This window comes from Enterobacter sp. BNK-14 (assembly GCF_047456095.1).
Taxonomy (GTDB): domain Bacteria; phylum Pseudomonadota; class Gammaproteobacteria; order Enterobacterales; family Enterobacteriaceae; genus Enterobacter; species Enterobacter kobei.
Map to the genome: position 1 here is coordinate 1,713,035 of NZ_CP179897.1, position 15,852 is coordinate 1,728,886.

General features: G+C 61.4%; 4 protein-coding genes. All 4 read left to right on the forward strand.

Going from position 1 to position 15,852, the window contains the following annotated elements:
• Positions 1-120: 120 nt before the first annotated feature.
• The 4 genes from ACMGGM_RS08180 to ACMGGM_RS08195 all read left to right on the forward strand — a co-directional run bounded on the left by ACMGGM_RS08180 (position 121) and on the right by ACMGGM_RS08195 (position 15,614).
• On the forward strand, positions 121-10,758 hold the full coding sequence (locus tag ACMGGM_RS08180) for a BapA/Bap/LapF family large adhesin (RefSeq protein WP_414149163.1): 10,638 nt from the start codon (positions 121-123) through the stop codon (positions 10,756-10,758).
• Positions 10,759-10,835: 77 nt separating this feature from the next.
• Positions 10,836-12,239 (forward strand): TolC family outer membrane protein, encoded by a 1,404-nt coding sequence (locus ACMGGM_RS08185; protein ID WP_250365888.1) that lies wholly within the window; start codon positions 10,836-10,838, stop codon positions 12,237-12,239.
• A complete protein-coding gene (locus ACMGGM_RS08190; protein WP_250365889.1) occupies positions 12,236-14,434 on the forward strand; it encodes a type I secretion system permease/ATPase in 2,199 nt (732 codons plus the stop codon). The genes ACMGGM_RS08185 and ACMGGM_RS08190 overlap by 4 nt, the downstream gene beginning before the upstream one ends.
• A gap of 10 nt (positions 14,435-14,444) precedes the next feature.
• A complete protein-coding gene (locus ACMGGM_RS08195; RefSeq protein WP_086527819.1) occupies positions 14,445-15,614 on the forward strand; it encodes an HlyD family type I secretion periplasmic adaptor subunit in 1,170 nt (389 codons plus the stop codon).
• Positions 15,615-15,852: the final 238 nt, after the last annotated feature.

Here is a 15,852-nt window from a genome sequence, read left to right on the forward strand (position 1 = left end):
TAAAAAAGACGGTGAGGACTGTTTAATTAACAGTCACTCCGCCGGGGGCGCCCTTTACCTTCTACAGAGATGGCTCGTCTTGCTCGCCGTTCACGGTAACTCTGCTGGAGTCATAACGAAATGAGCCAAATCTCTGTTATATCAAAACTTACTGGCGTGGAAACTACGACGGAAGGCACACAGGTTACGCTGAGCCATTCCTCTATCGTTGAGCTTCATGTAGAGCGAGCTGATGTCTCCCATTTCGCGCGAAGTGGTAACGATCTGGTGGTGACACTGCACTCAGGGGAAGTAATAACCCTTAAAAATTTCTACGTCACGGACGCGCAGGGCGTAAGCCAGCTGGTACTCCAGGACAGCGACGGTGCGTTATGGTGGATAGAAGATCCTGCCGGGGCCGCCACGTATGAATCTATCGCGTCGACAGACGTGCTGCTTGCGGCATCCGGAAGTGATACCGGTGGCGCGGCCATCTGGCCATGGGCGCTGGGTGGTATTGTTGCCGCCGGTGGCATCGCGGCGGCGGCAAGCTCCGGTGGTGGTGGCGGGGGGGGTGACGATGATGACAACGGCAGCAACCCCGGCACGCCGACAAACCCTTCCGATCCGGATACCACTCCTCCGAATGCGCCATCCGGCCTTCAGTTCTCGCCGGATGGTAAAACCGTCTCCGGTACCGCCGAACCGGGCAGTACCATCACGCTGAAAGACGCCGACGGCAACGTCATCGGCACCGGTAAAACCGGCAGCGACGGTAAATTCACCATCGACCTGGGGACGCCGCTGACTAACGGCGAACAAATTACCGCCACCGCGACGGATTCCTCCGGGAATACCAGCCCGGGCACGACCGTAACCGCTCCGGACACCACCGCGCCGGATGCCCCGGACATCCTGCTGGTAAATGACGATGCCGGCGACAAAGCGGGCCCGCTGGAAAACGGCCAGCGCACCGATGATGCCCGCCCGACCTTCAGCGGTATCGGCGAGCCAGGCAGCACCATCACTCTCTACGATAACGGCAAGCAGATTGGCACCACTACGGTGGATGCTAAAGGTAGCTGGAGCTTTACCCCCACCACCGATCTCGCCAACGGCAGCCACACCATTACCACAACCGCGACCGATGCGGCAGGCAATACCAGCCCGGCATCCACTGCCGTCAGTTTTGTTGTCGATACGGTTGCGCCCGGCGCGCCCACCATTAGCAGCGCAACGGACGATATTGATCCCGGCAAAGGAACAGTAAGCAGCGGAGGCAGCACTAACGATCCGCGTCCTCAGCTCTCGGGTACCGCCGAACCAGGCTCCACCGTAACCATCTATGACGGCTCTGTCGCTATTGGCACGGCGGTCACCGGCAGCAACGGCACGTGGACCTTCACGCCATCGGTCAATCTTGGTGAAAGCACCCACCAGTTCACCATTCGGGCAACCGATGCCGCTGGCAACACCGGACCCGCCTCTCCGGTATTCACCCTCACCGTGGATCTCACCCCTCCGGCAACGCCCACGGCGATTGTACTGAGCGATGAGACCGGGGCCATTAAAGGCGCAATTACCGCTGGCCAGTTCACCGACTCCTCTGAACCACTGCTGGCGGGACGGGGAGAGCCTGGCGGCACAATCCAGGTCTATGACAATGGTGTGCTAATTGGGCAAACCACCGTGCTGCCAAACGGCACCTGGAGTCTCAGGCCAGACAACCCGCTCGCGGAAGGCCCGCACTCAATCACCATTAAACAAACCGATGCGGCGGGCAACCAGAGCGCAGAATCGCAGCCGGTGAACTTTACCGTGGATACCACGCCACCGGCGCTGCCCGTTATTGCCATTAACCCGGTGGGAACCCAGGTTACCGGCACCGCCGAGCCAGGCAGCAAAATCGTCATCACCAACAGCAACGGCGACGTGATTGGCCGCGCCACCACTGACGGCAACGGTAACTTTGTTGCGACCCTTTCGCCTGCACAAACAAACGGCGAGCAGCTTTCGGTGGTAGCCACTGACGCGGCGGGCAACCAGAGTCCGGCTGCGTCCCTCACCGCACCGGACACAACACCCGATATCCTCTCTGTGGTGGATGATCAACCCGGCGTCACAGGCCCCATCAGCCAGAATGGGATTACCAATGACCGCACCCCTACCCTGAACGGCACGGCGGAGCCAGGCTCGACCATCACCATCCATAGCGGCGGCGACGTCCTCGGCACGGTTGTTGTTCCATCATCTGGCCAGTGGACCTTTACGCCATCCACCCCGCTGGCCGAAGGTGCCCATGTACTGACGGCGACATCAAGCAACGGTAACGTTTCAAACGCCTGGACCATTACCATTGACGGAACGGCGCCTGATGCGCCCGCCATCACCCAGCTTGTCGATAATGTCCCTGGGGGCACCGGCCCGGTGGGTGTCAACGACACCACCAATGACGCAACGCCGACGCTCAACGGTACCGGTGAACCCGGCTCAACGATCACCATCCGTCTGGATGGCGTCGATATTGGCACCGCGGTGGTCGGTAGCAGCGGCGCGTGGACCTTTACGCCCACCACGCCGGTTGGCGACGGCACGCATACCCTGACCGCGATCGCCACCGACGTCGCCGGTAACACCAGCCCGGTATCCGGTGGATTTACCTTTACCGTTGATACCACCCCACCGCCGGTCGCGACGCTGGCAACCGTCATCGACGACGCCGGAGACGTTAAAGGCCCGCTCAGCAGCGGCGATACCACGGATGACACCCAGCCGTTACTTCAGGGGAGCGCCCCGGATGGCACGGTCATCACCGTGTATGACGGCACCACGCTGCTCGGTACCGCAACGCTCGACGGCAGCGGCGGCTGGAGCTTTACCCCTACCACGCCGCTCACCGACGGCCCGCATTCGCTGACGATCCATGCCACAGATGCCGCCGGGAATACCTCGATTTCGGATCCGTTCGAGCTGGTGATTGATACCGTCGCACCGGCCACACCGGACACGCCAGCCATCACCGTAAACCCGGATGGCTCAGCACCCACGTCGCTGAACCCGGGGGAAACCACCCGTGATACCACGCCGACGCTGAGCGGTACCGGTAATCCGGGCGATACGGTGACGATTTACAACGGCACCGACAAAATCGGTGACGCCGTGGTGGACGGCGACGGCAACTGGAGCTGGACGCCATCCACCGACCTGCCCAACGGCACCTATGACATTACCCTGACCGTCACCAACAAGGACGGCGCGGGCAACGAAAGCGCCCCGTCCCAGCCGGTGACTATCACCATCGACACCGACGCGCCGGCTGCGCCCGCGGTCCCGGTCATTACCGACAGCGTCAGCCAGATAACCGGCCCGGTTGCCGATGGCGAAACCATCAACGATCCGCGTCCGGTACTGAGTGGGACCGGCACGCCGAATGACGTGATTACCATTTACGACAGCGTTGATGGCGGCACGCCAACCGCCGTGGGTAATGTCACGGTAGACGGCAACGGCAACTGGAGCTGGCGTCCTGAAAGCGCCATTGACGAGGGCAGCCACGAATTTACCGCTACCGCCACCGACGAGGCGGGTAACGTCTCTGACCCTTCTACGGGGATCACCATCACCGTCGATACCATCGCACCGGATACCCCGGTGATTAGCGCCGTCGCCGGTGAGCCGAATGGCGGTTTTACTACAGATACCACACCAACCGTCGGCGGAACCGGTGTGACGGGTGAAACGGTGATCGTCTACAACAACGGAGTCGAGCTTGGAAGCGTGGTTGTGGTTAACGGCGAATGGTCTTTGACCCTGCCCACACAGACGGATGGCCCGCTGAACATCACCGTTGCGGCAGTTGACGCAGCGGGTAACCTCAGCACACTCAGCCCGGTCTATACCGTCACCGTCGATACCACTGATCCTGAGATCCCGCTGATTAACAGCGTTGAAGACAGCCAGCTCACCAACGGGACGCTCTACACCCGCGACGGTACGCCAACCCTCAACGGCACCGGCGAGCCGGGTTCCACCGTGATTGTCAGCGTGGACGGTACGCCATCCACAGTACAGGTCACCGTCCAGTCGGATGGGACCTGGAGCTGGACCGCCGACACCACGCTGGCGGAAGGCCCACACAGCTTCACCGTCTCGTCGGTCGACCCGGCAGGTAACGCTTCCGGAGACTCTGCGCCGCTTGCCGTCACGGTGGATACCGTGCTTCCGGCAGCGCCGGACAATATCAGCGTGGCCGCACAGGGGACGCCGCTGACCGGTACCGGCGAAGAGGGCGCCACCATTATCGTCAAAGACGCCAGCGGTAACATGATCGGTACCGGGGTGGTCTCCGGCGGCAACTTCTCCGTGGCGCTCAGCCCGGCCCAGCAGGACGGCGCGGCGCTGACCATCACCGCCACGGATGCCGCAGGGAATCTCAGCCCTGAAGCCTCCTATACCGTCACCGGTACGCAGCCGAACCTCCCGGACGTGCCCGTCATTACGGTCATCAACGACGATACGACCCCGGTCACGGGCGATGTGAAAGACAAAACCACAAACGACACGACGCCGACCCTTGTCGGGACGGCAGAGCCAGGCAGCATAATCACTGTCTATCAGGATGGCGTGCAGGTTCTGCTGCCAACCGTGACCGCCGATGCAAACGGCAACTGGAGCTATACGCCAGCTCTGCCGCTGGGTGAAGGAGCGCACACCTTTGAGGTCACCGCCACGCTGAATGGCGAAACCAGCGGACGTTCGCCGGTGGCGACCGTCACTGTTGATCTCACCGCCCCTGATGCGCCTGCTATTGGCGCAGTTATTGATGATGTCGGCCCGGGCACCGGTCCACTCACGGACGGGCAGACCACCAATGACAACCGCCCAACCCTGACCGGTAGCGGCACGGCGGGCGATACTATCTCCATTTACAGCAACGGCACCCTGCTGGGCACCACCGTGGTCGGCCAGACGGGTAACTGGAGCTTCACGCCGTCCGCGCTGGCGGAGGGCAATAACGTCCTGACCATCCGTGAAACCGATCCGGCGGGCAACCAGAGTGTACCATCGGCAGGCTTCACCATCGTGGTTGACACCAGCTCCACCACCCCGGAGATTGTTAACGTCACCGATGATGTCGGCAACACCGCCACGACCGTGGTCAGCGGCAATACTACCAACGACGCAACGCCTACCCTCTCCGGTACGGCGGAAGCGAACAGCGTGGTGACGATCTTTGATGGCAATACGCAGCTTGGCATCGTCACGGCGGACGGTACCGGCGCGTGGAGCTTTACGCCTGAGACCGCCCTCGTCGAAGGGCCACACAGCTTCACCGTCAAGGCCACTGACCCGCAGGGTAACGTCAGCCTGTCGTCAAACGCCTGGAGCGTGGTGGTTGACCTGACGGCGCCAACGGTCCCCGTGCTGGAAACCGTCAGCGACAACGTGGCGGGCGGGATTGTCGGTAATCTCACCACCGGCCAGGTCACCAATGACACCACGCCAACGCTCAGCGGGACAGGCGCTGTCGGCAGTACCATCCACATCCTGAACAATGGCGTGGAAATCGGTACCGCACCGGTAGACAGTAACGGCAACTGGAGCTTTACCCCTAATCCGGCGCTGGGAGATGGCAGCTATAACATTCGCATCAACGCCAGCGATGCCGCCGGTAACGTCTCAGCCAACTCGCCGGTCTTCGTCTTCACGGTTGATACCGCAGGTCCTTCCGCGCCGGTGGTCACCAGCGTGATTGACGATGTCGGTCCGGTCACCGGGACGCTCACCAGCGGCAACAGCACCAACGACACAAAACCCACCTTCAACGGCACGGGCGAAGTCGGTTCCACGGTGCACATCATTGTTGATGGCAGCGAGATTGGTACCGCGGTCGTCAACGCTCAAGGGAACTGGACCTTCACCCCGGGTACCGCGCTCACGGAAGGGCCACATGCCATCACCTTCAACGCCACCGATACTGCAGGCAATACCGGCAGCACGTCGGCACCGATTAACCTGACGGTGGATACCTCCGCACCGACAGCGCCGTCCATTTTGACCGCGAGCGATAACGTGGGCAGCGTTCAGACACCGCTCTCCTCCGGGCAGAGTACGGACGACACCACCCCAACCCTTAGCGGCACAGCCGCGGCCAACGCGACCATCACTGTCTATCAGGACGGGCAGCAGGTCGGCACCGCCCAGACTGACGGCAGCGGCGCGTGGAGCTTTACCCCGTCCACAGCGCTGGCGAATGGTAGCCACACCTGGTCCGTCACGGCCACCGATGCGGCGGGCAACGTCAGCCCCGCATCGCCTGACTTTACGCTGGTGGTGGATACCACTGCGCCTAACGCGCCGGTTATCAGCCAGGCGGTTGATGACGTGGGCACGATCATCGGCCCTGTCAGCTCTGGACAAAGCACCGACGACACCCTTCCGCGTCTCGTTGGTACCAGCGAGCCGTTTGCCACGGTGAACATTTATGAAGGAACGACGCTGGTGGGCACCGGTACCGCGGATGCCAGCGGAAACTGGAGCATTCTGCTGACCACCTCGCTGGCAACCGGTCTACATAGCTTTACGGCTCAGGCGACGGATGCGGCAGGTAACACCAGCGCGCCGTCAGCGACCTTCAACCTGACCATCGACACCACGCCGCCTGCGCAGCCGGTGCTGAGCAGCATTGTGGATGACGTCGGGAATGCCGCCACGCCTGTCGCCAATGGCGGATTGACCAACGACGCGCAGCCAACCCTCACCGGGACGGCGGAAACGGGCGCGACGGTGAAAATCTTCGATAACGGCGTGCAGATTGGCAGCGTTGTCGCCACCGGCGGTAACTGGAGCTTTACTCCATCCCCAGCGCTCAGCGATGGTCAACACAGCCTGACGTTTACCGCCACCGATGCGGCGGGCAACGCCAGCGCACCCACCACCGGGTATGTGATCAACGTGGATGCCACCGCGCCAGCCGCACCGGTAATCAGCGCGATTGTAGACGACGTGGGCAGCGTTACCGGGCCGGTGACGGGCAATAACCCGACCAACGACACCCGACCAGCGTTGAGCGGTACCGCCGAAGCCAATGCGACGGTGCGTATCTACGACGGTAGCACGCTGGTTGGCACGGTCACCGCCGATGCCAACGGCAACTGGACGCTGGCGCAAACCACCACCACGCTGACGGAAGGTTCGCACAGCTTCACCGCCACCGCCACCGATGCCGCGGGCAATACCAGCACGCCATCGACCGTGACCACAATCCTGGTTGACCTGACGGCACCGGGCGCACCGACCAGCCTGCAGGTGATCGCTAACGGAACCCAGGTCACCGGTACCGCTGAAGCGGGCAGCACCGTCACCATCACCAGCGGTACCGGAACGGTGCTCGGTACCGCGACGGCGGACGGTAACGGCAACTTTAGCGCTACCCTCACCACGGCGCAGACCAACGGTGAAGCGCTGCTGGTCTACGCGACCGATAAGGCAGGTAACGCTGGCGTCAGCGCCTCGGTGGTTGCGCCATCAACCAACATTCCAAACGCGCCGGTTATCGCCAACATTGACGATAACGTCGGTAGCGTTACCGGAGGGCTGACCAACGGTAAAACCACCGATGACACCACGCCAACCCTGAGCGGCACCGCACAGCCGAACGCCACCGTCACGCTGTATAACAATGGCGTGTCGATGGGTACGGTAGTGGCGGATGCCAGCGGTAACTGGAGTTTTACGACCCCGGCATTAAGCGAGGGATCGCACGCCTTTACTGCCACGGCAACCAACTCAGCCGGCACCAGCCCGATCTCGCTCTCGACAACCGTTATCGTCGACGTGACCGCCCCAACGGCCCCTACCGGGACCTTCAACGCCGACGGTAGCGTGCTGACCGGGAATGCGGAAGCCGGCAGCACCGTCAGTATCCGCCTTGCGGACGGCTCAACGGTAACCGCCATTGCGGGCAGTAACGGCACCTACAGCTATACCTTTACGAATAAACAGACCGAAGGCCAGACGCTGCAGATCACCGCCACCGACGCGGCGGGCAACACCTCGCTGCCCGGCTCGGCGCTCGCGCCGGTGGTGCCGCTCTCCGCCAGCAATAACGTCGAAGAGTTGGATCTCAGTACCACGGCCACCGTCACCAACAGCCAGTACAGCGACTACGGCTTCCTGCTGGTCGGCGCCGTGGGCAACGTCCTGACGCTGCTCGGGAACGACACCGCGCAGGTGAACTTCACGGTGGGCAACGGCGGGAGCGCGGATATCGTGGTGAACGCCAACGCCACGGGGGCTGTGCTCTCTCTGCTTAACACCCTTGAGCTGGTGGTGCAGCACTACGTCAACGGCGCCTGGACCACCGTGGTGGATACCGGACAGCCGCAGTTTGCTGACCTGCTGACCCTCGGTGCCACCGGCGTATCGCTGAACCTGACCGGGCTGGCTGACGGCAACTACCGTGTGCTCAGCTATAACACCAACCTGCTGGCGACCGGCTCCTACACCAGCCTCGACGTGGCGGTGAAAGAGACCGGTCCGGGCACGGTCACGGGCGATACCAGCCTCAACGGGAACGTGATTCTGGATACAGACCCGACCGCTGGCAGCGACAACGCCCCGGCCGGAACCACGATCTCCGCCGTTACGAATGCGCAAGGTGTTACCACCAACATCAATGCCGACGGGACGGTGGTCCCAGGACAATACGGTACGCTGACCATTAACCGCGACGGCAGCTACTCCTACACCCTGACCGACACCAGCGCGGCAGTCATTGGCCGGACAGAGAGCTTCACCTACACCATCACCCATAACGGCGTCAGCGCCTCGGCACAGCTGGTGGTGTCGCTCGGAACGGGAACCGTCAGCAACGGCATTGTCGCCGTGGACGATACCAACGCCCTGACCTTCGACACCAGCGTGCACGAAATCAATAACGGCACCTCGTCTCAGGGCGGCTTTACCCTGGTGGGTATCAATCTCGGCAACACGCTCGGGCTTAACCTGCTGGACGATATGACCAACCCCATTATCTATAACGTGGAGGAAGGCACCACCCGCACCATGACCATCCAGGCCTCCGTTGGCGGCGTGGCGCTGGCGTCGGTGTTTGATTTGTACGTCTATAAATTTAACAACGCCACCCAGACTTTCGAGCAGGTACGCGTCGAGTCGGGCTGGCTGCGTGCCCCGCTGCTGGGCGGCACGTCACCTCAGCTGACGCTGCAATTGCCTGCCGGGGAGTACCTGTTCCTGCTGAATACCGCGTCCGGGATCACCGCCCTGACGGCCTACACGCTGAGCGTTCTGCAGGATCATGTCTACAGCGTATCGAGTATCAGCGAGACGACCACGGGCGACGTGCTGGCGAATGACCCGGTTCCAGCAGGCACGCTGGTTACCGAAGTGAACGGCGTGGCGGTCAACGGCACTGGCACCACCACCATTCAGGGGGAATACGGCACGCTGACCATTAATTCATCCGGTCAGTACACCTATACCCTGAGGAGTGGTGTCGGTGTGGACCATATCAGCACGCCGGATACCTTCGTCTATACCGTCACCGCGCCAAACGGCACGAAAGACACGGCATCGCTCAACATCACTCCAACCGCCCAGCCGATGAATGCGGTGAACGATGTTAGCGCCGTGATGGATGTAACGTCAGTACACCATACGTCAGCGTACTCCGATACCACCGTGGGTACGGCAAGCTGGACGACGGCCTTGCTCTCGTCAACCCAGGGTAGCGGCAGCGGAACTTTTGTGGTGGATCCAAACACCGCGCTGCATAACGCCTCGCTGCACTTTAACGTGGCCTCGCTGCTGTCGCTGGGCGGACTGACGGTGAACTGGACAATCAGCGACGGCTCGGGCGTGATCCGCAGCGGCTCCTTCGGCGGCATTTCGTTACTGAACGGCAGTATTGACGTTCCGCTGACCGGGCTGGATCTCAACGCCGGGACCTACACGCTGAGCTATACCGGTAGCGTACCGGGGCTGAGCGTCGGGAACATTACCATTACCCCAAGCGTCAACGGCACCACTTACTCGCTGACTGATTTTGACGCCACGGGTACTCACACCGTCAACGGCAATATCTTTGACGGCACCGACTCGGGCGGCGTGCTGGATCAGCTCCACTCGGTGGATACACGCGTCAGTATTACCGGCTACAACGGCGTGACCACCACGCTGGATCCGTACACCGGCAGCGCCACCGTCAATATCACCGGCCATTACGGCACCCTGGCGATTGCCGCTGACGGACATTACACCTATACCCTCAACAGCGGGGTATCGCTCTCATCCATGACCTCGAAGGAGACTTTCAACTACACCCTGACCGATGCCACCGGGAAGACGGACAGCGCCTCGCTGACCATCAACATGGCGCCGCAGTTCATCAGCTCTGAACACAACGACGTCATTACCGGCACCGCCTACGGCGACACGCTGATTTACCAGGTGCTGAACAATACGGTAGGGAATGCCACGGGGGGGAACGTCAGCAGCACCGCGGGCGACCACTGGACCGGCTTCTCGCTGGCGCAGGGGGATAAAATCGACATTAGCGACCTGCTGGTGGGCTGGAACGGTAGCGCCTCCACGCTCGGGAACTACCTCCATGTCACTAATAGTAATGGTAATACCGTGATCTCCATCGACCGTGACGGTGCAGGGAGCACCTACACTAATACCACGCTCGTGACGCTTGATGGCGTTCAAACCACCTACGACGAGCTCGTTAACCAGCAACACATCATTACCACATAACAGCTGTAGTACTAACCCGGGCGCACAGCGCCCGGGGATTAATAATAAAGCTGCACTTATTTTATTAGGGACATGACATGGGAATGAAGATGCCTTACTGGTGGCTCTCGTGCTGCCTGATATCTGTGCCCGCTCTGTGCGCGAGTCCGGCGGCGACCATCAATACCGGACAACTGCGCGAAACGCAGGAACTCCCCTCACTGAATGGCCGTGTCGCCCCTGCGGCTGGCAACGCCGCGCCCGGTTCATTACAGCTTGGCGAGGCCGTCAACCGTGCCGTTACCTGGCATCCGGCGATCGGTGAAGCCGTGGGCAAACTCTACGAACAGAGCGAAGAAGTCGACGTCGCCAAATCGAAATACTATCCGCAAATTAACGCGGGCATGGACAACGGGTACTCCCACGACGGCGATCAGAACGGCTTTACGCCGTCGCTGGTGCTCTCTCTTTCACAAATGCTCTACGACTTCGGAAAAGTGGCCAGCCAGGTACGGGCCGAAAATGCCGGCGTTGCCCAGCAGCAGGCCAACGTGCTGGTGAGCATCGACACCATCGCCCACGATACCGCCATCGCCATGGTGCAGGTGCAAACCTGGCAGCAGATGGTCGACACCGCCAAAGAGCAGCTCGATGCCCTCTCCTCAATAGGCACACTGACCCGTCAGCGTAACGACGAAGGGGCGACCTCGCTTTCTGACGTGGTGCAGACCGACGCACGTATTGAAGGGGCGCGCGCGCAGCTGATGCAGTATCAGGCCAGCCTCGACAGCGCCCGTGCCACGCTGATGAGCTTTCTCGGCTGGAACAGCCTGAACGCGATCAGCAATGATTTTCCGCAAAAGCTGGCCCGCAGCTGTGACATCGCCGAGCCGGACGATCGTCTGGTTCCGTCTGTCCTTGCCGCCTGGGCCCAGGCCAACGTCGCCCAGGCCAACCTCGACTACGCCGACGCGCAAATGACGCCAACCGTCTCGCTGGAGCCGGAGGTCCGTCACTATCTGAACGATCGCTACGCGGGCAGCGAAACGCGGGATCGCACGCAATATTCCGCCTGGGTGAAGGTGCAAATGCCGCTCTATCAGGGCGGCGGCCTCACCGCCCGGCGTAACGCCGCCGGACACGCGGTGGAAGCGGCGCAGTCGACCATTCAGCGTACCCGTCTTGATGTCCGCCAGAAACTGCTGGAGGCCCGCAGCCAGGTGATGAGCCTGCAAAGCACGCTGCAAATTCAGGGCCGCCAGGAGGCGCTCAGCGCCCGTACACGCGAGCTTTACCAGCAGCAGTATCTCGATCTCGGCTCGCGCCCGCTGCTGGACGTGCTCAACGCCGAGCAGGAGGTCTATCAGGCACGCTTCACCCAGCAACAGACCCTCGGTCAGTTGCACCAGTTACAGCTCAACTGCCTCTATAACACCGGACAATTGCGTCATGCGTTCGATCTTGATAACCGCACCATCCAGACCGTGGAGATCCAGCCATGAAGCAACGCGAAATTCCGCAAGAAGAAACAATGACGGATGAGGCGCTGGCGCAGTGGGCGCAGGCGTTTGGCTTTGTTGCCACGCGCTACCGCGTCGCCTGCTCGCCCGGAGCGCTGATTGCGGGCGCCCCCTGGCTGAAAGGCAAACCGATGGTACCTGCCCTGACGCAGCTTGCCCGGGAAGCCGGGTTGACGTTCCAGCTGCTCACGGCCGATCGGCAGTCGATCAACAGCTGGCGTCTGCCGGTGGTGGTGGCACTGAACGACGGCAAAATCGGCGTGGTCGAGAGCTTCGACGGGGAAGACACGCTGGACGTCAGCTTTTTCGACGACAAGACGCATACCAACCGTCTGTCGATGAGCGCGCTGCTGCCCGCCATCCGCCACGTTATTGCCCTACGCCCGCTGGCCGCGCTGAAGGACAGCCGCGTGGATGCCTACATCTCAAAATACCGCCCGGACTGGCTCTACCGGCTGGTGATGCGCGACCTGCGCCCGTACAGCTGGGTGATGCTGGCGGCGCTGTTCATCAACGTGCTCTCCCTCTCCGGCATTGTCTTTTCCATGCAGGTGTATGACCGGGTGATCCCTGCCCAGTCCTACCCGACGCTTTACGTCCTGACCATCGGCGTGCTGATCGCCACCCTGTTTGGTTTTGTGCTGCGCGTGGCGCGCGGTCACATTATGGATCTGCTGGGCAAACGCTCGGATCTGCGGGTCTCAGACCGCGTGTTCGGCCACGCCCTGCGGCTGCGCCACAGCGCCATTCCGCGCTCCACCGGCAGCTTTATCTCCCAGCTGCGCGAGCTGGAGCAGATCCGCGAGATGGTGACTTCTTCCACCATCTCGACCATTGTCGACCTGCCCTTTTTCTTCCTGTTTGTGGTGGTGCTGGCGATCATCGCGCCGCAGCTGGCGTGGATCGCCCCGGTCGCGGCGGTGATCATGGTCCTGCCCGGCCTGCTGCTGCAGAAGAAACTGGCGGAGCTGGCGAAGCAGTCGGCGCATGAATCAACCCTGCGCAACGCGGTGCTGGTGGAGAGCGTGCAGGGGCTGGAGGACATCAAGCTGATGCAGGCGGAGAACCGCTTTTTGCAGCAGTGGAATAGCTATATCCAGATCACCGCCGAATCCGGCCTGCGCACCCGCGAACTGACGCAGAACCTGATCAGCTGGGGGATGACCATCCAGAGCCTGGTCTACGCCGCGGTGATTGTGGTCGGCGCGCCAATGGTGATCGACGGCACCCTGACCACCGGTTCGGTGGTTGCCGCGTCGATGCTGGCCTCCCGGATGATCGCGCCGATGGCGACGCTGTGCGGCGTGCTGGCCCGCTGGCAGCAGGTGAAGGCCGCCAAAGAGGGGCTGGACAGCATTATGCAGTTGCCGACCGAGAACCAGCGCGAAGAGACGCCGATCCGCCAGGACGTCCTGCGCGGACACTATCTTTTCGAACAGGCGCAATTTCGCTATCAACCGGACGATCCGCGCATGGCGCTACGCATTAACCGTCTGGAGATCAAGCCGGGCGAGAAAGTGGCGATCCTCGGACGTAACGGCGCGGGCAAGTCGACACTGCTCCAGGCCATGGCGGGCGGGATGGATCTGGCGGCAGGCGAATTGCGGCTTGATAACCTCAGCCTGCCCCATCTCGACGTGGCGGACGTGCGGCGCAACGTCGGCTTTATGACCCAGAACGCGCGGCTGTTTTACGGCACCCTGCGCGAGAACATCACCCTTGGCATGCCACGCGCCACCGACGAAGAAATTTTCGCCGCGCTGGAGTTGACCGGCGCAGCGGGCTTTGTGCAGAAACTGCCCAAAGGGCTGGACTACCCGATCATGGAAAACGGCGTGGGGCTTTCCGGCGGGCAGCGGCAGTCCATTCTGCTGGCGAGGATGCTGCTGCGCGATCCGAATATCGTGCTGATGGATGAACCTACCGCGTCGCTGGATGAGCACACTGAACGGGAGTTTATCCAGCGTCTGGGCGACTGGCTCGGCAACCGTACTTTGATTGTCGCCACCCACCGCGTGCCGGTGCTGGAGCTGGTGGAGCGCGTGGTCGTACTGAAAGAAGGGATGCTGGTGATGGACGCGCCAAAAGCGCAGGCGCTTAACAACAGCCGCATTCAGCAACAGCAGCAGCAGGCAGCAACCGGACGGGAGTGGAAAAATGAAAATCAGTCAGCGTGACGTTGCCGCAATGGACGATCTGGATAACGCGCTTGAATCCGAAAGTGGCTACACCGGCGCGCGTCGAATCGTCATCTTCTCGTTGCTGATGTTTGTGGCCCTGGGCGTCTGGGCATGGTTTGGCGTGCTGGATGAGGTCTCAACCGGCTCGGGGAAAGTGATTCCCAGCTCGCGCGAACAGGTATTACAGTCGCTCGACGGCGGGATCCTCACCGAGCTGAACGTTCATGAGGGCGATCAGGTGCAGGCCGGACAGGTGCTGGCGCGGCTTGATCCGACGCGTTCCGAATCGAACGTCGGTGAAAGTGCAGCGCGCTACCGCGCGTCACTGGCTTCCAGCGCACGTCTGAATGCCGAGGTGAACGATCTCCCGCTAACGTTCCCGCCTTCGCTGGCAAAATGGCCGGATCTGATTGCCGCCGAAACGCGACTCTACAACTCCCGCCGTGCGCAGCTGGATGATACCCAACGGGAGCTGCGCGCCGCGTTAGATCTCGCCAATAAAGAGCTGGCGATCACCCAAAGGCTGGTTAAAACCGGGGCCGCCAGCCATGTGGAGGTGCTGCGCCTGCAGCGACAGAAAAGTGACCTGGAGTTGAAGCTCACCGACGTGCGCTCGCAGTATTACGTTCAGGCGCGCGAAGCGTTATCCAAGGCTAACGCGGAAGTGGATATGGTTTCCGCGGTCCTTAAAGGCCGCCAGGATTCCGTCACCCGCCTGACGGTAAAATCCCCGGTGCGCGGGATCGTGAAAAACATCAAAGTCACCACCATCGGCGGCGTGATCCCGCCTAACGGCGAGCTGATGGAGATTGTGCCGGTGGACGATCACCTGCTGATTGAAACCCGCCTCTCGCCGCGCGATATCGCCTTTATCCACCCGAACCAGGAGGCGCTTGTCAAAATCACCGCCTACGATTACGCCATCTACGGCGGGCTGCATGGGGTGGTAGAGACCATTTCACCGGACACCATCCAGGACGAAGCCAAGCCGGAAGTGTTCTATTACCGGGTGTTTATCCGCACCAGCCAGGATTACCTGGTCAATAAAGCGGGCAGACACTTCTCGATTGTACCGGGCATGATTGCCACAGTGGACATCAAGACCGGCGAGAAAACGGTGCTGGATTATCTGATTAAGCCGTTTAACCGGGCGAAAGAGGCGCTGCGGGAGCGGTAGTCAATCGCCTTACCAGTCCTACACACTAAAGCTAAGGGGAATGCGGTTTTCTCCCTCTCCCTGTGGGAGAGGGTTGGGGTGAGGGCATCAGACCGCAACACAGAAAAAATTCACCGCCGATAGGGCGTTAAAACGGGCGAAAGCATTCGATATCAGCGCTGAATTCTGGCTGAATCTGCAACAAAATGTGGAAAACCGAGGGATGAGAATCCCCCCCTAACATAACCTCCCCCGCCTT